Annotated in this window: 21 protein-coding genes; 8 read left to right on the top strand and 13 right to left on the bottom strand. The window is 55.2% G+C overall.

Annotated features, from left to right (window positions below; translation table 11 throughout):
• Positions 1–6: 6 nt before the first annotated feature.
• Positions 7–672, top strand: a complete 666-nt coding sequence (locus LH86_RS06705; protein WP_052045551.1) for an alpha/beta hydrolase — start codon at positions 7–9, stop codon at positions 670–672.
• On the opposite strand, the gene LH86_RS06700 is transcribed toward LH86_RS06705, so the two are convergent.
• The gene (locus LH86_RS06700) at positions 646–2253 is read right to left on the bottom strand and encodes an EAL domain-containing protein (protein ID WP_039299538.1); all 1608 of its coding nucleotides are present in this window, start codon (positions 2251–2253) and stop codon (positions 646–648) included. The two genes, LH86_RS06705 and LH86_RS06700, sit on opposite strands and share 27 nt — an antisense overlap.
• Positions 2254–2695: 442 nt before the next feature.
• Here LH86_RS06700 and LH86_RS06695 point away from each other — a divergent pair, with 442 nt between their 5' ends.
• On the top strand, positions 2696–2977 hold the full coding sequence (locus tag LH86_RS06695) for a YjcB family protein (RefSeq protein WP_039299534.1): 282 nt from the start codon (positions 2696–2698) through the stop codon (positions 2975–2977).
• Between the two features lie 48 nt (positions 2978–3025).
• On the opposite strand, the gene modA is transcribed toward LH86_RS06695, so the two are convergent.
• The 4 genes from modA to LH86_RS06675 form a co-directional block, all read right to left on the bottom strand.
• Complete coding sequence (gene modA / locus LH86_RS06690) at positions 3026–3730, bottom strand: molybdate ABC transporter substrate-binding protein (RefSeq protein ID WP_039299531.1); 705 nt, start codon at positions 3728–3730, stop codon at positions 3026–3028.
• The gene (locus LH86_RS06685; RefSeq protein WP_039299528.1) at positions 3730–4782 is read right to left on the bottom strand and encodes an ABC transporter substrate-binding protein; all 1053 of its coding nucleotides are present in this window, start codon (positions 4780–4782) and stop codon (positions 3730–3732) included. The genes modA and LH86_RS06685 overlap by 1 nt, the downstream gene beginning before the upstream one ends.
• Positions 4783–4862: 80 nt before the next feature.
• A complete protein-coding gene (locus LH86_RS06680) occupies positions 4863–5249 on the bottom strand; it encodes a tautomerase family protein (RefSeq protein WP_039299525.1) in 387 nt (128 codons plus the stop codon).
• Positions 5250–5582 (bottom strand): carboxymuconolactone decarboxylase family protein, encoded by a 333-nt coding sequence (locus LH86_RS06675; protein WP_052045550.1) that lies wholly within the window; start codon positions 5580–5582, stop codon positions 5250–5252.
• A gap of 103 nt (positions 5583–5685) precedes the next feature.
• Here LH86_RS06675 and LH86_RS06670 point away from each other — a divergent pair, with 103 nt between their 5' ends.
• From LH86_RS06670 to LH86_RS06660, 3 genes are all read left to right on the top strand, one after another.
• A complete protein-coding gene (locus LH86_RS06670) occupies positions 5686–6546 on the top strand; it encodes a LysR substrate-binding domain-containing protein (protein ID WP_039299522.1) in 861 nt (286 codons plus the stop codon).
• 494 nt (positions 6547–7040) lie between these two features.
• Complete coding sequence (locus LH86_RS06665; protein WP_008455804.1) at positions 7041–8426, top strand: diaminobutyrate--2-oxoglutarate transaminase; 1386 nt, start codon at positions 7041–7043, stop codon at positions 8424–8426.
• A 14-nt stretch (positions 8427–8440) separates the two neighbouring features.
• Entirely contained in the window at positions 8441–9913 is a 1473-nt protein-coding gene (locus tag LH86_RS06660) for a pyridoxal phosphate-dependent decarboxylase family protein (RefSeq protein ID WP_039299519.1), read from the top strand.
• 59 nt (positions 9914–9972) lie between these two features.
• On the opposite strand, the gene LH86_RS06655 is transcribed toward LH86_RS06660, so the two are convergent.
• The gene (locus tag LH86_RS06655; RefSeq protein WP_039299516.1) at positions 9973–10968 is read right to left on the bottom strand and encodes an alpha/beta hydrolase; all 996 of its coding nucleotides are present in this window, start codon (positions 10966–10968) and stop codon (positions 9973–9975) included.
• A gap of 19 nt (positions 10969–10987) precedes the next feature.
• The gene (locus tag LH86_RS06650; protein ID WP_039299513.1) at positions 10988–11923 is read right to left on the bottom strand and encodes an aromatic alcohol reductase; all 936 of its coding nucleotides are present in this window, start codon (positions 11921–11923) and stop codon (positions 10988–10990) included.
• Positions 11924–12067: 144 nt separating this feature from the next.
• On the opposite strand from LH86_RS06650, the gene LH86_RS06645 reads away from it, so the two are divergent.
• Positions 12068–12979 carry a LysR family transcriptional regulator gene (locus LH86_RS06645; RefSeq protein WP_039299510.1) on the top strand — a complete coding sequence of 304 codons (912 nt, stop codon included), beginning with the start codon at positions 12068–12070 and terminating at the stop codon, positions 12977–12979.
• Between the two features lie 77 nt (positions 12980–13056).
• Entirely contained in the window at positions 13057–14298 is a 1242-nt protein-coding gene (locus LH86_RS06640; protein ID WP_039299507.1) for an MFS transporter, read from the top strand.
• Here the strand turns inward: LH86_RS06640 and LH86_RS06635 are convergent.
• Together LH86_RS06635 and ssb1 are read right to left on the bottom strand one after the other, a co-directional pair.
• Entirely contained in the window at positions 14245–14862 is a 618-nt protein-coding gene (locus LH86_RS06635) for a hypothetical protein (protein ID WP_039299503.1), read from the bottom strand. The genes LH86_RS06640 and LH86_RS06635 overlap by 54 nt on opposite strands.
• A gap of 119 nt (positions 14863–14981) precedes the next feature.
• Positions 14982–15512 (bottom strand): single-stranded DNA-binding protein SSB1, encoded by a 531-nt coding sequence (ssb1, locus tag LH86_RS06630; protein WP_008455813.1) that lies wholly within the window; start codon positions 15510–15512, stop codon positions 14982–14984.
• Between the two features lie 231 nt (positions 15513–15743).
• Here ssb1 and uvrA point away from each other — a divergent pair, with 231 nt between their 5' ends.
• A complete protein-coding gene (gene uvrA, locus LH86_RS06625; protein WP_039299500.1) occupies positions 15744–18569 on the top strand; it encodes an excinuclease ABC subunit UvrA in 2826 nt (941 codons plus the stop codon).
• Here the strand turns inward: uvrA and LH86_RS06620 are convergent, their stop codons facing one another.
• The 4 genes from LH86_RS06620 to alr form a co-directional block, all read right to left on the bottom strand.
• A complete protein-coding gene (locus tag LH86_RS06620) occupies positions 18570–18923 on the bottom strand; it encodes an MmcQ/YjbR family DNA-binding protein (RefSeq protein ID WP_008455815.1) in 354 nt (117 codons plus the stop codon). It abuts the gene before it with no gap.
• Positions 18924–19061: 138 nt separating this feature from the next.
• On the bottom strand, positions 19062–19775 hold the full coding sequence (gene aphA / locus LH86_RS06615) for an acid phosphatase AphA (RefSeq protein ID WP_039299497.1): 714 nt from the start codon (positions 19773–19775) through the stop codon (positions 19062–19064).
• A gap of 216 nt (positions 19776–19991) precedes the next feature.
• Positions 19992–21185, bottom strand: a complete 1194-nt coding sequence (gene tyrB / locus LH86_RS06610) for an aromatic amino acid transaminase (RefSeq protein WP_039299495.1) — start codon at positions 21183–21185, stop codon at positions 19992–19994.
• A 58-nt stretch (positions 21186–21243) separates the two neighbouring features.
• Positions 21244–22323 carry an alanine racemase gene (alr, locus tag LH86_RS06605; RefSeq protein WP_039299492.1) on the bottom strand — a complete coding sequence of 360 codons (1080 nt, stop codon included), beginning with the start codon at positions 22321–22323 and terminating at the stop codon, positions 21244–21246.
• Positions 22324–22327: the final 4 nt, after the last annotated feature.

Genomic DNA, 22327 nt, shown 5'->3' with positions numbered 1-22327 from the left:
GTTGGAGTGAGAAAGTTAAGTTTCGCCATTTTGGCCATCGGGTTTGCCTCAATGGCCGCTCAGGCGGCAACCATTTATACCGCGTTCCCGGACAGCGTTAATCCGAAGCAGAAATACGTTTTTTATACGCACGGGAAAGTGTTAGAGGGAAATGTTGACCGGCCGAGTAATCCAAATAAACCGCAGTGGGGCGTTTACGATTTCCCGGCGGTGAAAGAGAAACTAAGCGATGATGGCTACAACCTGATTGCTTATCACAGAGCTAAAGATACTCAGCCCGATAAATATGCCGAAAAGCTAAAACAGGATGTGAACACGCTGATTGCAAAAGGCGTCCCGGCTAAGAATATTACGCTTGTCGGCTTCTCACGCGGCGGCGAAATTACCATTCTGGCGGCAAGCAAGCTGCAGAATAAGGCGCTCAACGTTGCCATTCTGGCGGGATGTACTCATTCCATTCAGGATGACGCCCGCAATCGCCTGTACGGGAACGTGCTCTCCATTTATGAGGCCTCGGATGAAGTGGGTTCCTGCCAGACGATTGTGAACCACAGCCCGGGGATTACTCATTATAAAGAGATAAAAATCTCTACCGGCCAGCAGCACGGGGCATTTTTCCGCCCTAATCCAGAATGGGTTGTTCCTTTAAAGCAGTGGATCGCGAGCCACTGAGGCCTTGCGAACGGGGATCCCGCCTGGCGTATAGAGCCAGGCGATAAACTCTTGCGGAGGCAGCGCCTTCGCAAAATACCAGCCCTGGCAATACTCCACGCCGTGATCCACCAGCCATGCCACCTGCGCTTCGGTTTCAACCCCTTCGGCAATCGTCGTTAAATTCAGGCTGTGGGCAATTTCAATGATGTGTTCCACCAGCAAATGGCTGGCCCGCTCGCTGGCGAGGGAATCAATAAAACTTTTGTCGATTTTTAAAATATCGACGTTCAGGTACTGCAGATTGTGCAGATTCGAATACCCGGTGCCAAAGTCATCGATGGCAACTTTAAAGCCGGCGTTGCGGAACTCCTGGATAAACGGCCTGGTTTTTTCAACGTCAATAAACCCTCGCTCGGTCACTTCGATTTTTATCTGCCCCGGCCGAATGTTGTAGGTTTTAATCCGTTCTGAAAGTACGGTAATTAAGCGTGAAGAGTGAAAGTCAGACGCCGAAAGGTTAATCGAAATATAAAGTCCAGGGTGGTCGGCAAGAAATTCACCAAAATCTTTAAATACCGCATCAACCACATAGTCCGATATTTTGTGAATCAGGCCTTCAGATTCTGCCAGCGGAATAAACGTCCCGGGGCTGATAGTTTGTCCGTTAAAATTAACCCACCGCAGCAGTGCTTCTGCCCCCACGCAATAGCCGTTTTGAATATCAATAATCGGCTGGTAGTGAAGTTTGAGCTGTTTTCTGGCCAGCGCTCTTAAAAGCATCCGTCGCGGGGAATTTAACTGCTGACGGGTTCGGGACCACATAATTAATATCAGCAGGCTGCAAATAACGCCTAACGGAAGCGTCAGCGTCAGCTGGTGATACCACTGGCGGTTAAACAAAGTTTCTGACGTGGAAACAATCACCGCAATCGGCCTTTTAGCCGACTGGTCGACGGCGTAAAAACGATTATCCTCGGTAAACGCTTTCTCTTTACGCAGAATAAAACTGTGCAGCAGGTCGCTGTCGGCCCCCGGACTTAAAGAGAAAAAACTGCGGGTGACGGTGTCGTAGACGCCATAAATCAGCGAGTCATCTTCGGACAAGACTTCTGACCAGGTGAGCGGGTTAATCACCGCCATATAATGCCCACGCTGCATGTAGGTCATTTTATGCCCGGCATAAAACGGCGTATCCAGGTAATAATAAATGGCGATATCCGGTTTACGGGTATAAGAAGGAAGCGGCGTTGGTAGCGGTTTTAATGGCTTGTAGCTGGTCGAGCACAGCAGCTTATCGCCGCTGACGTAAATTAAATCGGCGACAAAAAGTTTACCACGAACGATATCCAGCATATTTGCCATATGCCGGGGGCTGCATATTTCCCCTGAAAAACGTTCCGCCTCGCTGCGCGCCTCATTAACGTGGCTGATGACGATTTCCGTTTTTTCCATCACCAGTTTGCCAAAAGAGTGCAGGTGCTGCTGGGTGTCACTCATGGCGCGAACATGGGCAAAATAGATCGCCAGCATTATCGGCAGGCAAACGATCAGGACAAAACCTGAGGTACGCAACGCCTTAAGATAAATCCGTTTCACCATGATGCTCACACGTCTCTGCTTTTATGCGCCTGTTTTTATACTTTATTAGAACAACCTGATGACCGCCGATTACGTTGCATCATAAAGCCCGCTTTAGCAATAGCCTTCAGCCGTTAACTCTGCGGAAATTAATTTGCGCAACAAAGAGATAAGAGGAACCGGGATGCTGTTTAGCTTAAGATTTAACCCACCGCGTTAATATGAGTTTTTCTGGGGTTAAAGCAGCAGGGAATGATTATTTAAACGAAATTGTGGTAAACGTCAGATAAACAAAATGTTCACGCCTTCCGCGTCCTGGTTTTCCTAAAAAACCCCGCCGACCCGGCCTCAATACCGCGCAAAAAAGCATCACAACGCTGGTGATTAAACGCACAAAAGTGATACACTTCACACTATCAGTGCAACAGAAAAATAAATTGCAGCTTTTTGAGGAAGAAGGTCCATGGCAACAATCACCACCGGCGTGATGCTCATCCGCTGGCCGCTGCTTAGCGCGGTTTTGATGTTTTTGGCAAGCAGCCTGAATATTCAGTTTCGCCGCTCGGATTACCGGGCTTTAGCCATGATCAGCAGCGGGCTGGGAATTGCCGCCTCCTGCTGGTTTGCGATGGGTTTATTAGGCCTGACGCTCGGCGACTTCCCGGTTATCTGGGCGTCGTTTAAAACGGGGCTGGTTGAGATCATCGCCAGAATGCCGCCCGAATGGCCGACGATGATGCCTTAGCAGACCGAAGCCTAAAAATAACCGCCCTTGTAGGCGGTTTTTTTGTTTTCAGACGACAAAGCCGTAGTCGCGCAGTATTTGCCGCGCAGCGTCCGAGACCAGGAATGCCCGCAGCGGCTCCGCCCGTTCGTCGCACACCGCCAGCCCATAATCGGCCTGAATATTGTAGAGAACCGGGATCTCAAACACCCGCAGTTCACGGTGCGCGTTCAGCGCTGCGGCATAGCTTCGGTAACCAATCATTAGATCGGCCTGCCTGCTGGTAATAAGCCACTGCGCCGCAAGCATGCCATCGGGCACGGCCTGAGTGTCCGGCCCGCCAACCAGCGGCAAGGCGCGCGACTGCAAAGCTGTGCCAAATTCAGCCTCAAATCTGGCAAAAAACTGCCAGGTATAATCCCCGGACGGATCGCTGCCCGGCGTGGACGTACCAATGCGTAAGGCCGGATTGCTCAATAGCGTTAGCCAGGTACTTTGCGCATCAACGCAGTGTGCAGCCGCCGTCAGGCAAAGGGCATTCCCGGCAAACCGCTGAACCGCCCGCGCTTTGCCCTGTTCCAGCAACGTGTGCGGGTGCGCCATGTTTGCCGACGCAAACAGCGAACAGGTTTCACCGGCTTCTATACGCGCTCTTAGCAGGCCCGCAGGCCCAAACTGGGTCTCTGTCGGCAGGCCAGTTTCCTGCTCAAACTTTGCCATAAGCGGCTGCCAGACCCGCCGCAGGCTTCCGGCCGCCAGGATCCGTAAGGTCATTACTCAACGCCTTCATAATGGGTGCGGTAAAAACGCTGATACCAGCTGTCGGCCACTTTCTTCATGTCGATATCTTTGAATCTGGCGGGGTACAATTTTTTCGCCATCCACAGCTCGCCAATCGCCATCGCTTCCGGCATCGGGTAGCCCCAGGCTTTGGCGTATTCCGGCATCAGCCAGACCTGATGGTTTTTCACCGCGTCGATCGGCTGCCATTCGGGTTTACTGACGATCTCGTCCACCACTTTGGGGTAACGATCCTGCACGAAGATCACCTGCGGATCCCAGGCGATCACCTGTTCCATCGACACCTGCTTGAAGCCTTTTACGGTCGACGCCGCGACGTTCAACGCGCCCGCATGGGCCATCATCAGGCCGGTATATTTTCCGGAACCGTAGGTGGTCAAATCAGGGTTGGCCATATAAGCACGCACCCGCTGGCTTGCCGGAATGTCTTTCAGGCGGTCGCTGACCAGCTTGCGCTCGGCAAAAGTGGCGTCGATCAGCGCTGTGGCCTGCTTCTCTTTATTAACGACTTCGCCAATCAGCTCGATGCCTTCTTTCAGGCCGAGATTGTAGGCCTGCTCTTCATCCTGCATCGACGGGTTCAGTTTACCCTGCTCGCCCGGAGCGTCGTGACGCAGCGAAATCGCAATCACCGGAATGCCGAGTTTGCTAATGCTGTCGATCATCTCCTGCGGTGCATAGTTGGTGACGAACACCACCTGAGGATGCAGCGCCACCAGCTTTTCGGTGTCCACGCTGGTTAAATCCCCTAGCTGGGCCTTGTGCTCAAGTTCCGGGGCCAGGCGAGCGTAGCCGCTGCCAAGCTGCTGCTTCCAGTTCGCCAGAATGCCGACCACTTTGTCGGTGGCGTTCATTTGCACCAGCAGGTTGAGCGTTTGATGCTGAAGCACCACGACACGGTCAACCTCATCAGGGATAGTGACCTGGCGGCCAAGTTGGTCGGTGAGAGTGCGGTTCGCCAGCGCGGCGAGCGGGGAAAGTACTAATAGTGCGCCCAGCGTCAGGCGGCGGGTAAATCGGTTCACGGCGGGAGTCCTTATGATCGTTGTGTATAAAAATATACAGCGATGACTCCCCCGCGCCCAGCGATTTTAAGGGGTAGATCTTACTCCGGGAGCAAACTCGCCTTCCCCCCTCCAAACGACCAGTCCTCAGCATTGTTATGGCGAATGACCACCATCACGTCGTTGGGATGAATGCCCGGTGACCCGGCAAGTTGCTCGGTAATGGCCCGGTAAAAACGTTGCTTCGTCTCAATACTCCGTGGCTTACCGGCCGTTATCTCAATCAGAAGCCAGTCATCGCTGCGCGGCCCTGCCATATAGTGGCGATCAAATCGCAGCGCAGATTTAGCTTGCTCGTGAAAAACCTGAAACAGATCCGCCTCCGGTACATCAAATGCCTCCACCAGCGCCCGCTGTATGCTGGATGAAACCGCCGCCAGCCAGACCTCCGTTTTTCCTTTTAATAAGGTGACATGAAGTACCGGCATTTATTGCTCCTCCCGATTACATTCAACGATCAACTTATCCAGAACCTTTAGCGCGCTGTGGGCGGCAGGCCAGCCCGCATAAAAAGCCAGATGGGTAATCAGCTCGCTTAACTCCTCATCGCTGACGCCATTTTTGCGCGCTAAATCAAGATGAATAGGCAGCTGTTCAAGCCGGTACAGCGCCAGCAGCGCCGCCACGGTGATCAGGCTGCGATCGCGTTTATTCAGTTCCGGTCTTTCCCAGATATCCCGGAATAACAGGTCGTTGCTCATACTGGCAAGTTTTGGCGCCCGGCTTAAAACCCGTTGAATGTCGTGTGATGTTTCGCCCATGAAGCCTCCCGGCTGTTGTTGACAACCTGAGCATACTCATTGAGTATCATTCCAAATATCAGATATTTTTTAACCAATAATCCTGATTTTCAGGACAATAATCATGACGAATTTAGATCTCGACGTTCTCCGCACCTTTGTGACCGGCATGACGCTCGGCAGCTTTGCCCGGGCAGCGGACCGGCTGGGGCGATCCACCTCAGCAGTCAGCGCCCAGTTGAAGAAACTGGAAGAGCAGGTCGGAACGCCGGTCGTCAAAAAATCAGGCCGGGGCCTGGCGCTGACGCCAACGGGCGAAATTGTGTTGAGTTATGCGAAACGCCTGCTGGAGCTGAATGATGCCGCAATGGCTGCGGTGGGCGACACACAGCTAAGTGGGCTCTTACGGGTAGGGTTTCAGGAGGATTTTGGTGAGGGTCTGTTAACCGACGTCCTTGGGTCATTTAGTCGCGCCCACCCCGCCGTCATTCTTGAGGCACGTATCGCACGAAACGCAGAGCTGGAATCCGCCCTCAACCATTCGCAGCTGGATTTGGCCTTACTCTGGCAAACGCCATCGGCTTTCGGGGAGAATGAGATAGGCAAAATCCCGCTGCACTGGATGGGCATCCCCGAGCAGGTAGAGACATGCCTCGGCAATGGGCAGCCGCTGCCTTTAGTGGTTTTTGATGCTCCCTGTATTTTACGCCGTCACGCCATTGAGGCCCTGGATTGTGCAGGGATCCCCTGGCGAATAGCCTTTACCAGCAGCAGTCTGAACGGCCTTTGGGCAGCTGCACGAGCCGGATTAGGCGTGACGCCAAGAACGCAGGTAGGAAAACCTGCCGATCTCCCGGTTGTCCAGACGCTTCCCGCTCTCCCTTCATTAGGCATTTGTCTACCACGAGCCACATCTGAACCTAACCCGATTCGGGATTGCCTGGCAGACATTATTGAAAAACAGGTGGGCGTTTTTTGCCGCTGAAGCTGAACCAGCGCCAGGTTTACGGGTAAAAAGTGCAACCCCTGTTGCCAATCAATGTCCCGGGGTAATTTTTTGTTGTTAATTATTTCTATCCAGCAAAACCTGGTCTGTCCAGACCGTTTTAATACGCAAAATTAGGCCTTTCAGGGGGCTTTTTTTCCTGCCATTGCCAATAGTTAAGAGATCGGATGTCTGGATACCCGTCAAAAGAGTCTTCAATTCATTGAATTTAAATTAAAAAAATCGGAAAAAATTAATGATTGAGCGGGGGGGTAAAAAGCCATATATTGGCGGCGTTTTATGCACCCTAACCGATACCTATACTCTGGATAATTCGAGTTTCAGGAAGGCGGCAAGACCGGGAATCCTCAGGAGCATAGCTACTATGTGACTGGGGTGAGCGGATGCAGCCAACGCACCTGCAACTTGAAGCATGACGAGTATTGTTTACTTAATTCAGCCGCTGCGCGCATGCCGACGGTTGTAGGAGAGATATGATGACGGATAAAGTCCGTATTGATACTTTAGATGCAAAATCTGCAAACGCTACCAACGAAACCTATTTGGCACGACAGGCTGAATTCGAATCGAATGTCAGAAGTTACCCGCGCAAATTACCGTTCGCTATAGCCAAAGCCCAGGGCGCCTGGATCATCGACGTGGAAGGTAACCGTTACCTCGACTGTCTGGCCGGTGCGGGTACGTTGGCGCTTGGCCACAACCACCCTGACATCCTGCAAAGCATCCAAAACGTCATTACCAGCGGCTTGCCGTTACATACTTTGGATCTGACTACGCCGTTAAAAGACGAGTTCTCAGAATACCTGCTCTCTTTACTGCCGAGCCAGGGTAAAGAGTACTGCCTGCAGTTCTGTGGCCCATCCGGCGCAGACGCAGTAGAAGCCGCTATCAAGCTGGCTAAGAAACACACCGGCCGCAGCGGCGTAATCAGCTTCTCCGGCGGCTACCACGGGATGACCCACGGCGCGCTGTCCGTGACCGGCAACCTGTCTCCGAAAGCGGCCATCAACGGCCTGATGCCGGAAGTTCAGTTCCTGCCATACCCGCACGAATACCGCTGCCCGCTGGGCATTGGCGGTGACGCGGGCGTGAAAGCGCTGACCTATTACTTCGACAACCTGATCAACGACGTTGAAAGCGGCGTGCGCAAACCTGCGGCCGTAATCCTCGAAGCCGTTCAGGGTGAAGGCGGCGTGAACCCGGCGCCTGCCGAGTGGCTGCAGCGCATCCGCAAAGTGACCAAAGAGCACGGCATCGTGCTGATCATCGATGAAGTTCAGGCTGGCTTTGCCCGTACCGGCAAGCTGTTCGCCTACGAACACGCTGGCATTGAGCCAGACATCATCGTGATGTCCAAAGCCGTTGGCGGCGGTCTGCCGCTGGCCGTTCTGGGCCTGAGAAAAGAGATCGATGCCTGGGAACCAGGTCACCACACCGGTACCTTCCGCGGCAACCAGCTGGCGATGGCCACCGGCCTGACCACCCTGAAGTACCTGAAAGACAACAAAGTCGCCGACAAAGTTGCCGCTCAGGGCGAATGGCTGAAAGGCAAACTGTACGATCTGCAGAAACGCTACCCGGCTATCGGCCACGTTCGCGGCCTGGGCCTGATGCTCGGCATTGAGATCGTGAAGCCAGAAGAAGCACAGGATCATATGGGTTGCTACCCGGCTGACGGCGCGCTGTCTGCTCTGATCCAGAAAAAATGCTTCGAAGCTGGCCTGATTCTGGAGCGCGGTGGCCGTAACGGCTGCGTGCTGCGCCTGCTGCCGTCCCTGCTGATCAGCGACGACGAGCTGGAAATCTTCCTGAGTAAATTTGAAAAAGCCTTGTTAGCCGCTGGCGCAAAAGCTGTCTGACTGGAGTAATAAATATGTCCCGATCTAACCCGATTCTGGCCTCCTCTGCCCAGAGCATTGAGGAATACCAGCAGGCGATCGCCCAGACCAGCCAGGCCGTTGTGGAGTGGCTGCAGCAGCCCCAGATGTACCAGGGCAAAACCGTCGCCGAGCTGAAAGAACGTATTCAGCTCGACTTCAATCCTCAGGGCCTGGGCAACCAGGTTGCGATTGAACGCGCGATTGAGTATTTCTTAAAAGACAGCCTGCTGGTGCATCATCCGCAGTGCGTGGCGCACCTGCACTGCCCAAGCCTGGTGGTTAGCCAGGCCGCAGAAGTGCTGATCAACGCCACCAACCAGAGCATGGACTCCTGGGACCAAAGCCCGTCGGCGACCATCATTGAGATGAAGCTGATCGAATGGCTGCGCGCACAGGTCGGTTATCAGCCTGGCGACGCGGGCGTGTTCACCAGCGGCGGAACCCAGAGCAACCTGATGGGCCTGATGCTGGCGCGTGACGCTTACTTTGCGCGTCAGGGCCACTCTGTGCAGCAGGATGGTCTGACCGGTGATATCCGCAAAATCAGAGTGCTGTGCTCTGAAAATGCCCACTTCTCCGTGCAGAAAAACATGGCGCTGATGGGCATGGGCTATCAGTCAGTCACGCTGGTGAAAACCGATGAATTTGCCCGCATGGACGTTATCGACCTGGCGGCTAAAATCGCCCAGGCGAAAGCGAACGGCGAGCAGATCATGGCTATCGTCGCCACTGCCGGTACGACCGATGCAGGCGCTATCGACCCGCTGAGCGACATCGCGAAGCTGGCCGCAGAGCACCAGATCTGGGTCCACGTTGATGCAGCCTGGGGCGGCGCACTGCTGCTGTCCGAGAAGTATCGCGATTACCTGAACGGCCTGGAGCTGGTGGATTCCGTTACCCTGGACTTCCACAAGCAGTTCTTCCAGACCATCAGCTGCGGCGCGTTCCTGCTGAAAGATGCTCGTCACTACGAGCTGATGCGCTACCAGGCGGCCTACCTGAACTCCGAGTTCGACGAAGAGCAAGGCGTACCGAACCTGGTGTCCAAGTCGCTGCAGACCACCCGCCGCTTTGACGCTCTGAAGCTGTGGATGGGCCTGGAAGCGCTGGGCCAGAAACAGTACGCTGAAATCATCGATCACGGCGTGACCATGGCGAAGAATGTAGCGGCCTACGTGGCTGACCACGCTGCTCTGGAGCTGGTAATGCAGCCTCAGCTGGCGAGCGTGCTGTTCCGCTTCCGTCCTGCAAGCCTGGCTGGCCGCAGCGATGCTGAAATCGCGCTGCTGAACCAGAAAATCGGCGATGCGCTGCTGGAGTCTGGCCGCGCGAACGTTGGCGTGACCGAACACAACGGCGTGACCTGCCTGAAGCTGACCCTGCTGAACCCAACCGTCACCCTGGAGGACGTCAAAGTCCTGCTGGCGCTGGTGGAGAAAACCGCAGAGCCGCTGCTGAACGCGTAATGTTAGCGTAATGAATAAAAGCCGGTCGCGACCCTTCGCCACCGGCTTTTTTATTGCCTTTAGTTCTCCAGCCTGAGCTGTCGACGAATAAATTGTGCGACTTCTTCAACCAGCTCTTTATCTTCAGGCGCGCCCATAAATCCTCCATGCGGCATCGCCTCAAAGACGTGTAGCTCGGCTTCGACGTTCGCTTTTCGCAACGCCCGGTGTAACCTGACCGCATTCGACAGGAAGAGATCACGCGTGCCGCTTTGAATAAACGTTGCCGGGAAACCACGGGTAAAATCGCCAAACAGCGGGGAAAGATAAGGATGCGTTAACTCAGCCCCCGCGGCATAGAGCAGGTTGTTTTCCCTTAACGACCCCGGCAGCACCACATCCACCAGCTGATTCACCTGGAAGCTGTCGCCGGACTCGGTCAGGTCTGCCTCCGGGGACAGCAACACGACGGCACCAGGCAACGGCAAGCCTTCATCACGCGCTCGTAGCACCATTGCAGCGGCCAGATTACCGCCAGCCGAACGCCCGGCAATCACGATATTTTCCGGGGTATAGCGCTCCAGCAGGTAACGGTATGTGGCCAGGCAATCATCCAGCGCAGCCGGATAAGGATGCTCAGGCGGCATGCGGTAATCAACGCTGTAGCAGCGGAGCCCATACAGCCCAGCCTGGGTGCTGGCGCTGGCCTTGCAGGCTTCCCCCCCGCCAAAGGTGAACGCCCCGCCGTGGAGATCCACCAGAACGTGATGCTCCGAAGCCAGCCCGCCTGGCGTGGCAACATGCACCGTGGCCAGCTCAATGTGCAGCGTTTGTGGTTCCAACTCACCGCCCGCTGGCCGGGACTTCATCGCTGCCGCATACCAGGCCGCCGAAGTAGACTGAATCTGCTTCCAGGCTTCGCCGTCGGTGTGGGATGGCATCGCAAAGCGCGCATTGTGGGGCACACCATGCTCATCAACCTGGCGACGCAGAGCGGCCTGAGCCTCATCGCTTATAGAGCCAGGAAAGGGGATAACTTGCTCGGGGCGCAGAACGCCATCAATTTTGTCTGTCATTGCCTGACCTGTGATTAATTTATGCTTTCAGATGCGACTGCAGCCAATGCGCCACATCCTGAACCGCGATTTTTTTGCTGACGTTATAGGTTTTTTCCATCGGCCACCAGACACCTTCGCCGCGCGCGAAAGCGGTACGATAGCGCAGCATGACGTCATCCGGATGACGGCTAAGCTTAGCCTGTAAGTCCGGCAGGCTCAGGATCGCTTTGCTAAATGGTTTGCCGCTGGTGCGCTCGACAATCTCCGACAGTCTGCCATAGGTGAGCGTTTCGCTGGCGATAAACACCACCTGGTTAGCCACGCGAGGCTGTTCAAGATAAATGGCTGTAGTGAGCCGGCCGATATCTTCCGGTGAAGTGACCGTAACTTGAGTATCCCAGCCACCCAGCGCGTTGACGGTTTGCTTCTCCAGGTTGACCACATCGAACTCAGGCTCAAACAGGAAGCTGGTGAACATCCCGGTGGAAACAATCACCCATTCGGTCACGCTCTGGCTCCGCAGCAGCGTTCTGACATCGTGCTGCTCATCCCAGACCGGCTGCCCGCTGCCTTTACCCACCACATCGTAGTCGACGCCAAACTGCCATGGGAAATAGCGGCTGACGCCAGCCTGAATCACTGCGCGGGTAATTTTAAGCTGCGTACCTTCGCCTGCAACAAAACCCATGCAGTTGATGACGGTATCGAATTGCTGGAACAATGGCACCAAAGCATCGCTCTCGCTGTCCGCGATATCCAGAGCGATAAAATCGATCCCGGCTTCGGCATACTTTTGGTGACGTGACGAAACCGGCCACCCGTGCTCATTGAGAGATCCCGGCGACACGCTGGCGGTTATCGTCCTGCCTGACCCCGAGACGGCCGGCTGCAGTGCATCCAAAATTGCCGCCCCCAACTGTCCCACACCCAGCACCAATATCTTTTCACCTGTATTCTCAGCATTGATAACCATATCACTCTCCCGACGCTTTACTTGTAGCTGAATTGCTACATCATTGCAGAGTCTACCGGCGTGATTAGCAAGCGATAAGTCGCCCAGGTCGGGTTAGACTATTCGCGAAATTGGCACAATCATATCGAACAGACGGAGGATTCAATGGATAAACTGGAAGCCATGCGGATCTACCGCCACGTGGTTGAGACTCAGAGTTTCGCCCGAGCCGCCGAGTTACTTGGACTACCGAGATCAACCGTCTCCCGGATGATTAAAGATCTGGAAAACTCTCTGGCCGTGCAGCTTCTTCAGCGTACGACGAGAAAATTAAGCGTCACATCCGACGGCCAGAACTATTACGCTGAATGTAAAAAAATCCTCGGTGATATTGCCGCCCTGGAATCCTCCTTCCCCGGAAAAACCGGGCAGCCGCGAGGACGCTTTAAGATTGGTATGCCGCAGTCGCTGGCCCGGCATTGTATTTTGCCTGAAATACAGAGCTTTATGTCGCGCTACCCTGAGCTGGAGCTGGTGCTTTGCTCAAGCGATCGAGTTACGGATTTAGTGCAGGAGGGATTTGACTGCGTTATTAGGACAGGCACGGTAGAAGACTCCACCACACTGGTCGCCCGCCCGTTAGCGCGTTTCAAGTGGTCGGTACTGGCTTCTGCGCAATACGTTTCTCAATACGGAACGCCGCAGTCCCTGGACGATTTGCAACATCATCATGCCGTGGGCTATCTCTCCCACGCCACCGGGCGCACAACCGAATGGCATTTTTACAATCAAGGCCGCGACGTCGCCATAAGAATGAAAGAAACGCTGGTGGTTGATGATACTGACGCCTATATCCAGGCCGGCCTTCAGGGAATTGGTTTAATTCGTGTGGCCAGCTACCTGGTGAATTCCTATCTATCCACTGGCACGTTAATTTCCTGCCTGGAGGAGTACGCCGTCGATATGCCGCTATTTCTGGTTTACCCGCAAAGCCGCCATGTTTCCCCGGCGGTGAGAGCGTTTTATGACTGGAGTAAGGAAGTGCTCGGCACAATTTCTCACTCACACACCAGCTAATATTGGCGGGATACTTTTACTAAAAAGCGAAACATAATGGCGCGCAATAATAACTATAAGGAGTGCCATTACGTTAGATGAAAATTACCTCTCCACTCGCGATATACCGTGGTTTACCTAAAGACGTTTATTTTATTGCCTTATCTAAATTCGTACTCGGTTTAGGCAATTTTATTATTCCTTTTATGATCTTGCTGTTAACGCAAAAACTGGGCTATTCCACTACGGTTGCCGGAAGTCTGGCAATGGGCGTCACCGGACTTTACCTGCTGGGTAACCTTGTTGGCGGTAAACTCTCTGATACGTACGGGCATAAAAAGGTCATGCTTTGGGGGGAGTCGCTCGGGGCATTGATCCTGATAATTAGCGGTTTTTTTGCCGACTGGCACATCGCTGTCCCCATCATGCTCTTTATCAGTTATCTGTTTTTCGGCATTGCGCTTCCCGCCAGTAATGCCCTGGTGGCCGATCTTTCAACCCCGGCCAACAGAAATGCGGTGATGTCTTTAAGCTACCTCACCTACAACCTGGGTTCCGGTATTGGCCCGATACTGGCCGGTTATTTATTCTGGAATCATACGGCCTGGGTATTTTGGGGTAATGGTCTCGCTGGGTTAGCCGGTGTAGTAATCGTATTGTTCTTCGTGACAGATAAAAATACGCCTGAAAATATCGCCCTGAATGCACTCTCAGACCGAGAGAAAGCGGTGGATGGCTCTGTCTGGCAAGTATTTAAACTGCGGCCACATTTACTCATCTTCGGCGTGCTTTGCACCTTACTCTGGCTTTCATTGCAACAGTTAACCATGACCACCCCGCTTTATTTAAGCCATATATTTGGCAAGCAGGGCCCCATTTTATATGGCCAGTTGATGACCTACGCCAGCATTTTGGTGGTGATCGTTACGCCATTAATTATCCGTCTGACCGCCGGAACGGATGATATGAAAAACCTGGCGCTTGCCGGATCCCTGTTTGCACTGGGCTACCTGTTAGTCCTGGCGGACAAATCCGTGGGAATGCAGTTTTTCGCCTGGAGTTTCCTGACCGCAGGCGAAGTGCTGCTTATCACGAAAGAATCGGTCTACCTGGCAAACAACTCACCGAGCAGCCATCGGGGCAGAATCAGCGGTGTACTTTCCACCATGAGGAGTTTTGGCCTGATGCCCATGTATGCCGTGATGGGTGCCTATATCGATACCTTTGGCTATCTCAGCACCTGGTTATTGATAGTGGGAGTCTCAACGATTGCCGCGATTTTGTTCTTACTGCTGGCTGCCTGGCAAAACGGCCGCCAGCTTCCGCTGGATGCCGAGTAGAGTGCGCCGCCTGATCCAGCCGCTGGCCGGGCGAATGAGCATCCAATAGAGCGCGAACAGGGCTTTCACGCGCGGCGTTGGGCAATAGACAAAGGTTTCGGTACGTAATACCGCCGTGCCGTTGTTCTCAAGCGTGACATCAAAGCGCAGAACCAGTTTAGCCGCACGTGAGTCAGCAAAAAGCTGGAAAGCTTCGGCATCTTTCAGCGACTCTACGTCAAGCAGAGGCCGCCAGAAACGCCCGGCCAAACCGAAAGAAACTTCGTGGCTGCTTTGATGCAGCAGAGTGAAAGAGCCAAATCCGAAGGCATCGGCCGGTTCCGCACTCTCTGACTTAAACAAGGCCCGGCGCAGGCGGCGAGGGAGCTGGCGCAAACGGAGTAGCCGACGAATCACCGGATCGTCTTCCATATTCAGCGCCAGAACAGCCTGAATAATGGCTTCCGGTGAACCCTCAATGGGCGGGGAGAGATGTTTTTCATAAAAGCTAAACGAAGGCAGCCAGGGCGTGGCGTCGGCCCAACGCTGAGACTCTCGCTCACTAACAAAACCTAAAAATGCCACGGTATCTTCCTTATCCGAGGGCCGCCTGTCCGGCAGATTTCATGCCGCCATAATAGAAAAAAACCCTGCGAGGCAGGGTTTTATTTGTTCGTTACGTACAGGGTTACACCCTGCGGGGATCAGAACGGGATATCGTCGTCGAAATCCATTGGCGGTTCGTTAGATGGCGCTGGCGCGCTCTGCTGCTGCGGACGAGACTGCGCGCCGCCGCTGAACTGGTTGCCGCCCTGTGGCTGCTGAGGCTGACCCCAACCGCCCTGCTGCTGGCCGCCGTTGCCGCCAGCCGGTGCGCCGCCGCCCTGACGGCCGCCGAGCATCTGCATGGTGCCGCCCACGTTAACCACGACTTCGGTAGTGTATTTTTCTACGCCAGCCTGGTCGGTCCATTTACGGGTTTGCAATGCGCCTTCGATGTAAACCTGAGAGCCTTTACGCAGGTATTCGCCGGCCACTTCTGCCAGTTTGCCGAACAGCACCACGCGGTGCCACTCGGTTTTTTCTTTGGTTTCGCCGGTTTGCTTATCACGCCAGGACTCTGACGTGGCCAGTGTAATGTTGGCGACAGCGCCCCCATTTGGCATATAGCGTACTTCCGGGTCCTGACCCAGATTCCCAACGAGAATCACCTTGTTTACGCCTCTGCTGGCCATGTTCGTGTCTCCTGAAACGTTTTTAAATAGTCTAAACCGGGGATTCTACACTATGCCACCCACAATGTTTATAGCTGCGAGGGACATTCCAGAATGTCGGCTAAGTATAGCTCGTTTCATTAAAACACTGGATATTCATTCAGGTTTTATTGTGTCATAATTAGCCGTTTCTGGCCGTCGGTTGTACCTCTACATACCAGGCGCATGCAGTCATTATTCCGGGAAAGGTGAATGGATAAGATCGAAGTTCGGGGCGCCCGCACCCACAATCTCAAAAATATCAACCTCGTCATCCCGCGCGACAAACTGATTGTTGTCACCGGGCTTTCGGGCTCAGGCAAATCCTCGCTGGCATTCGACACCCTGTACGCTGAGGGGCAGCGCCGCTACGTTGAGTCTCTTTCGGCCTACGCGCGTCAGTTCCTGTCGCTGATGGAGAAGCCGGACGTCGACCATATTGAAGGGTTGTCCCCTGCGATTTCTATTGAACAGAAATCCACGTCCCATAACCCGCGTTCCACCGTTGGTACTATCACGGAAATTCATGACTACCTGCGTCTGCTTTACGCCCGCGTAGGCGAGCCGCGCTGCCCGGATCACGACATTCCGCTCGCGGCACAAACCGTCAGCCAGATGGTGGATAACGTGCTCGCGCAGCCGGAAGGCAAGCGCCTGATGCTGCTCGCCCCGATCATTAAAGATCGCAAAGGCGAACACGCCAAAACGCTGGAAAACCTGGCCAGTCAGGGTTACATCCGCGCACGTATCGACGGCGAAGTCTGTGACCTGTCCGATCCGCCAAAATTAGAGCTACAGAAGAAGCACACCATTGAAGTGGTCGTCGATCGCTTTAAGGTACGTGAAGACATCGCCCAGCGCCTGGCTGAGTCGTTTGAAACCGCGCTGGAGTTGTCCGGCGGGTCTGCGGTTGTCGCCGACATGGACGATGAAAAAGCGGAAGAGCTGCTGTTCTCCGCCAACTTTGCCTGTCCGGTTTGCGGCTACAGCATGCGCGAGCTGGAACCGCGGCTGTTCTCCTTTAATAACCCGGCCGGTGCCTGCCCGACCTGCGACGGCCTGGGCGTACAGCAATATTTCGATCCCGATCGTGTGGTGCAAAACGGCGAGCTGTCGCTGGCCGGCGGCGCCATCCGCGGCTGGGATCGCCGTAATTTCTACTACTTCACCATGCTGCGCTCGCTGGCCGATCACTATAAGTTCGACGTTGAAGCCCCGTGGAACGAGCTGACCGACGCGGTGAAGAAAGTCGTCCTGCACGGCTCGGGCAAAGAAACTATCGAATTTAAGTACATGAACGATCGCGGGGACACCTCCGTGCGCCGTCATCCGTTCGAAGGCGTGCTGCACAATATGGAGCGCCGCTACAAAGAAACCGAATCTTCCGCCGTGCGCGAAGAGCTGGCGAAATTCATCAGCAACCGCCCTTGCACCAGCTGCGAAGGCACCCGTCTGCGCCGTGAAGCCCGCCATGTGTTTGTTGAAAACACCGCACTGCCGACAATTTCCGACATGAGCATCGGCCATGCGATGGAGTTCTTCCAGAACATGAAGCTCAGCGGTCAACGCGCACAAATCGCGGAAAAAGTGCTGAAAGAGATCGGCGATCGCCTGAAATTCCTGGTGAACGTCGGCCTGAACTACCTTTCTCTCTCCCGCTCGGCAGAAACGCTGTCCGGCGGAGAGGCCCAGCGTATTCGTCTGGCAAGCCAGATTGGCGCCGGGCTGGTTGGCGTAATGTACGTGCTGGATGAGCCGTCCATCGGCCTGCACCAGCGCGATAACGAGCGCCTGCTGGAAACGCTGATTCACCTGCGTAACCTCGGCAACACGGTGATTGTGGTTGAGCACGACGAAGATGCCATTCGCGCCGCCGACCATATTATCGATATTGGTCCTGGCGCGGGCGTGCACGGCGGCCAGGTGGTCGCGGAAGGCACCATGAAGGACATTATCGCGGTGCCGGAATCCCTGACAGGGCAATTCCTGAGCGGCAAGCGCGAAATTGCGGTGCCGAAACAGCGCGTGGCCGCCGATCCGTCAAAAGTGCTCAAGCTCTCCGGTGCGAAGGGGAACAACCTGAAGGACGTCACGCTGACGCTGCCGGTGGGGCTGTTTACCTGTATTACCGGGGTGTCCGGCTCCGGCAAGTCGACGCTTATTAACGACACGCTGTTCCCGATTGCCCAGCGTCAGCTGAACGGGGCGACAATCGCCGAACCGGCACCGTACCGTGAAGTTCAGGGCCTGGAGCATTTCGATAAAGTCATCGACATCGACCAAAGCCCGATTGGCCGTACGCCGCGCTCCAACCCGGCAACCTACACCGGCGTGTTCACCCCTGTGCGCGAGCTTTTTGCTGGCGTACCGGAAGCGCGCTCACGCGGCTATACGCCGGGGCGCTTTAGCTTCAACGTTCGCGGCGGGCGCTGCGAAGCCTGCCAGGGCGACGGTGTAATCAAAGTCGAAATGCACTTCCTGCCGGATATCTACGTGCCGTGCGACCAGTGCAAAGGCAAACGCTATAACCGTGAAACGCTGGAGATTAAGTACAAAGGCAAAAGCATTCACGAAGTGCTGGATATGACCATTGAAGATGCCCGCGAATTCTTCGACGCCGTTCCGGCGCTGGCGCGTAAGCTGCAAACGCTGATCGACGTAGGCCTGTCCTACATTCGGCTTGGCCAGTCGGCAACCACGCTGTCAGGCGGGGAAGCACAGCGCGTTAAGCTGGCGCGAGAGCTCTCTAAACGCGGCACCGGCCAGACGCTGTATATCCTCGATGAGCCGACCACTGGCCTGCACTTTGCGGATATCCAGCAGCTGCTGGAAGTGCTGCATCAGCTCAGGGATCAGGGCAATACCATTGTGGTGATTGAACACAACCTCGACGTGATTAAAACCGCAGACTGGATTGTGGATTTAGGGCCGGAAGGCGGCAGCGGCGGCGGCGAGATCCTGGTTTCCGGCACGCCGGAAACCGTTGCCACCTGCGAAGCCTCTCATACCGCGCGTTTCCTCAAGCCACTGCTGAAGTAGTCAAACCGACAATTGCTGCCTGACCTGCTCAGGCAGCAATGCCACCGCCTGCTGATACGAAGCATCCACCAGATAGTAAATTTGCGAACCGGGCAGCGAACCGTCCAGGTAGAGCGTGCTCCAGTGCGCCTTATTCAAATGGGCGCTGGGGAAGACGTCCTGATGCTGCTGGCGCAGAAGCTCTGCCAGATCGGGCGTGGCTTTGAGGGACACTGCCGGGCGCTGGTTCTCCGCATGCACCATGGCAAACAGCACATCGCCGACTTTGATTTGCGTGGCCTTCCAGTCGCTGTGCACGCTCTGCTCTGCGCCGGGTTTTTTCATGCAGTACTCTAAAAGATCCGAATGGGTCATCTTCATTTCCTCGTCCTGAACGTTTACCGGAAGCATTCGCGGCAGCATTAAGTGTGCGCCAAAAGCGGATAACAGACGAGATAATTGATTAAAAAAACGGCAGCAAATTTATGTTAGCTGCCGTTCTTCTGACCGGGATCAGTACTCGGAGTTGACGATAACTTCTTCGCCAAACGAGCCTGCTTTCGGTAGCGGCTGGTAGCTGGAATTGGAGGCTCTCAGGACGCGAATGCCGCGCGCGCCAACGTCCTGGGCCGCGGTGATGTCGTTGTCCGAGTCGCCGTAGAAGATTTTGATTTTCTTCTCTTTCAGCCACTGCGTTTTAGTGTTCTGGCCTTCTTTATCGCCGGCAAAGATCACCGGATTGACGCTCGGCTCAGGGATCAGGAAGTCACTTTGCAGGGTTTTAGTGACGGTTTCGGTTTTAGTCTGGCTGCGTCCGGTCACAAAGTACACGCTGTCGCCGCGCTTGAGGTGCATGGTGATCAGGCTTTTTGCCACCTCTTTGGGCATGCTGAAGTCATCCCAGCCGTTGTTCATCTTTTCCCAGAAGGCCGGGTTTTTCAGGTAGTCCTGCTTACCTGGAGAGAACTCTTTTTGCCCGCGGTAAAAGCCCGGGCTGGAAAACAGCACGGTATCGTCGATATCAAACCCGACGGCGATAGGCGCGCGGCCAAGCAGGCTGTTTTCAATTTGTGCCACGGAAACCCAGTGGATTGGCACCTGTTGCGCCAGCTGTGCCACGGTGACGCCAGGATTCAGCGGAGCGGGTGCGGATTCGGTTGCCAAAGCGGCGTGATTGAAGCCTGCCAGCAGGCAGACGGCACTGAGTGCCAGGGCGATCTTACGCATTGTTTTCCCTTAAATTTTCTGTTTTTAATCGTTGTTAAAATGAGCAGCCTTGCCATAAAGCCTTCCGACCATACCTGCCGGGGACCGATCGACAAAGATTTTTTTCAGTTTTATGTCAGAGAAAACAGGCAGGGTCACAGAATAGAGCAGAAATTTCCTCTCCCGAACAGGAGAGGAAAAGGGAGCATGCGGTAATTAAATTAAGTTAGCGAGCACTTACATTACTGCGGCGAACGCCTGCGCCACGCGCTGGACGTTGCTATGGTTAAGCCCAGCGACGCAGATACGACCGCTGGCAAGCAGGTAAATACCAAACTCATCACGCAGGCGATCGGCCTGAGCCGCGCTTAGCCCCGTGTAGCTGAACATGCCGCGCTGCTTCACCAGGTAGTCAAAGTTACGCCCCGGCACGGCTTTAGTCAGGACTTCCACCAGCACCTGGCGCATTTCCAGAATACGCACGCGCATGGTTTCCACTTCGGCAATCCAGCTGGCTTTCAGCTGCTCGTCATTCAGAACGGTCGCCACGACCTGAGCCCCGAAGTTCGGCGGGCTGGAGTAGTTGCGGCGCACGGTAGCTTTGAGCTGACCCAGCACGCGCCCTGCGGCGTCACTGTCTTCGCAAACCACGGAAAGCCCGCCCACGCGCTCACCGTAGAGAGAGAAGATTTTAGAGAAGGAGTTGCTGACCAGCATCGGCTGCCCGGAGGAAGCTATCGCGCGGATGGCATAGGCATCCTGCTCCATACCCGCGCCAAAGCCCTGATAGGCGATGTCGAGGAACGGAATCAGGTTGCGTGCTTTAAGAATTTCCGTGACGGCATCCCACTGGCTGTCTGTGAGATCGGAGCCGGTTGGGTTGTGGCAGCAAGGGTGCAGTAGCACGATGCTGAGTTCAGGCAGCGTATTCAGTTTTTCCAGCAGCGCCTCAAAGCGCACGCCGTTGGTTTCGCTGTCGAACCACGGGTAAGTATTCACGGTGAAACCCGCGCCTTCAAAGATGGCGACGTGGTTTTCCCAGGTAGGATCGCTGACCCACACCTGTGAATCAGGGAAATAGGTTTTCAGGAAGTCAGCGCCAATTTTTAAGGCACCGGAGCCCCCGAGCGTTTGCACGGTGGCAATGCGGCCTTCCACCAGTGCCGGATGGTTTGCGCCAAATAGCAGCGGGGCAATCGCGCTGCGGTAGCCATTCAGGCCTTCCATCGGTAAGTAGAGAGAGGCGCCGTGAGGCTGTGCGTTCAGGCGAGCTTCTGCTTCTGCCACGGCCTGTAACTGCGGGATCACCCCGTCTTCATTGTAATAGAGGCCGATGCTGAGGTTGACCTTGTCGCTGCGCGGATCGACTTTAAAGCGTTCCATGAGGGAAAGGATCGGGTCGCCAGCATAGGCGTCAACTTTTTGAAACACGGTGAGGTTCTCCTGGTTTACAGTTCACGGATTTCCACTGTAAACCAGGCGAGGACACTCAGTCCAGATACTTCATTGTTACCCTTGAAGTCAGGCGAGTGATAAGTTCGTAAGCACTTACATTTGAGTATTCAGCGATGCGTTCGACCGGCAAACCTTCTCCCCACAGCACCGCGCCATCGCCCGGTTTATCGGCGGCATCCGGCCCTAAATCGACGCAAATCATGTCCATGGCAACTCGCCCCACGATTGGCACTTCGCGACCATTGACCAGCACCGGAGTGCCGGACGGCGCGCTGCGCGGGTAGCCATCGCCGTAGCCCATGGCCACCACGCCAAGGCAGGTGTCGCGCTCCGCAGTCCAGGTGCCGCCATAGCCTACCGGTTCCCCGGCTTTATGGTCGCGAACCGCGATCAGGCTCGAGGTTAAAGACATCACCGGCAGGAAACCAAAGTCTTCACCCCACGGTTTTTGCTCCAGCGGCGAAACGCCATACAGGATAATGCCGGGGCGCACCCAGTCCATATGCGAGTCGGGCCACAGCAGAATGCCACCCGAGGCGGCGATAGAACGCTGCCCCGGCTTGCCTGCGGTGAAGGAATTAAATATATCGAGCTGACGCGGCGTGGCGTCGGACTCCGGCTCATCGGCACGGGCAAAGTGGCTCACCACGTTCACCGGCTGGCTGACGTTTTTGCAGGCCGCCAGACGCTGATAGAAAGCTTCTGCTTCTTCCGGGCGCACGCCGAGGCGGTGCATTCCAGTGTCCAGCTTCATCCAGACGGTGATGGGCTGGCTGAGATCGGCCTGCTCTAGCGCTTCCAGCTGTTGAATACTGTGGATCGCCGTCTGGAAGTTCTGGGCGGCAATCGTCGGCAAGTCTTCAGCATTGAAGAACCCTTCCAGCAGCAGAACGGGTTTAGTGATGCCTCCTTCCCGCAGGCGCAGGGCTTCTTCGAGGCGGGCCACGCCGAAGGCATCGGCGTTTTCTAAGGTACGGGCGGTCTCCAGCAGACCATGCCCATAGGCGTTTGCTTTCACGACTGCCACCATGCGACTGTTCGGAGCCAGTTCGCGGAGGCGTTGCAGGTTGTGTCGCAGAGCGCGGCGGTTAATGACGACGGTTGCCGCTTGCATGTTC

The organism is Cedecea neteri (genome assembly GCF_000758325.1).
Classification (GTDB): domain Bacteria; phylum Pseudomonadota; class Gammaproteobacteria; order Enterobacterales; family Enterobacteriaceae; genus Cedecea; species Cedecea neteri_B.
Note: the sequence above shows the minus strand (reverse complement) of the source record. Positions and strands in the feature narration are given on the sequence as shown.

Excerpts from the sequence above, each read along its gene's own strand:
- LH86_RS06700 (WP_039299538.1), bottom strand. The coding sequence starts at position 2,253 with ATGGTGAAACGGATTTATCTTAAGGCGTTGCGTACCTCAGGTTTTGTC.
- LH86_RS06695 (WP_039299534.1), top strand. The coding sequence starts at position 2,696 with ATGGCAACAATCACCACCGGCGTGATGCTCATCCGCTGGCCGCTGCTT.
- modA (WP_039299531.1), bottom strand. The coding sequence starts at position 3,730 with ATGACCTTACGGATCCTGGCGGCCGGAAGCCTGCGGCGGGTCTGGCAG.
- LH86_RS06680 (WP_039299525.1), bottom strand. The coding sequence starts at position 5,249 with ATGCCGGTACTTCATGTCACCTTATTAAAAGGAAAAACGGAGGTCTGG.
- LH86_RS06675 (WP_052045550.1), bottom strand. The coding sequence starts at position 5,582 with ATGGGCGAAACATCACACGACATTCAACGGGTTTTAAGCCGGGCGCCA.
- LH86_RS06670 (WP_039299522.1), top strand. The coding sequence starts at position 5,686 with ATGACGAATTTAGATCTCGACGTTCTCCGCACCTTTGTGACCGGCATG.
- LH86_RS06665 (WP_008455804.1), top strand. The coding sequence starts at position 7,041 with ATGATGACGGATAAAGTCCGTATTGATACTTTAGATGCAAAATCTGCA.
- LH86_RS06660 (WP_039299519.1), top strand. The coding sequence starts at position 8,441 with ATGTCCCGATCTAACCCGATTCTGGCCTCCTCTGCCCAGAGCATTGAG.
- LH86_RS06655 (WP_039299516.1), bottom strand. The coding sequence starts at position 10,968 with ATGACAGACAAAATTGATGGCGTTCTGCGCCCCGAGCAAGTTATCCCC.
- LH86_RS06650 (WP_039299513.1), bottom strand. The coding sequence starts at position 11,923 with ATGGTTATCAATGCTGAGAATACAGGTGAAAAGATATTGGTGCTGGGT.
- LH86_RS06645 (WP_039299510.1), top strand. The coding sequence starts at position 12,068 with ATGGATAAACTGGAAGCCATGCGGATCTACCGCCACGTGGTTGAGACT.
- LH86_RS06640 (WP_039299507.1), top strand. The coding sequence starts at position 13,057 with ATGAAAATTACCTCTCCACTCGCGATATACCGTGGTTTACCTAAAGAC.
- ssb1 (WP_008455813.1), bottom strand. The coding sequence starts at position 15,512 with ATGGCCAGCAGAGGCGTAAACAAGGTGATTCTCGTTGGGAATCTGGGT.
- uvrA (WP_039299500.1), top strand. The coding sequence starts at position 15,744 with ATGGATAAGATCGAAGTTCGGGGCGCCCGCACCCACAATCTCAAAAAT.
- LH86_RS06620 (WP_008455815.1), bottom strand. The coding sequence starts at position 18,923 with ATGACCCATTCGGATCTTTTAGAGTACTGCATGAAAAAACCCGGCGCA.
- aphA (WP_039299497.1), bottom strand. The coding sequence starts at position 19,775 with ATGCGTAAGATCGCCCTGGCACTCAGTGCCGTCTGCCTGCTGGCAGGC.
- alr (WP_039299492.1), bottom strand. The coding sequence starts at position 22,323 with ATGCAAGCGGCAACCGTCGTCATTAACCGCCGCGCTCTGCGACACAAC.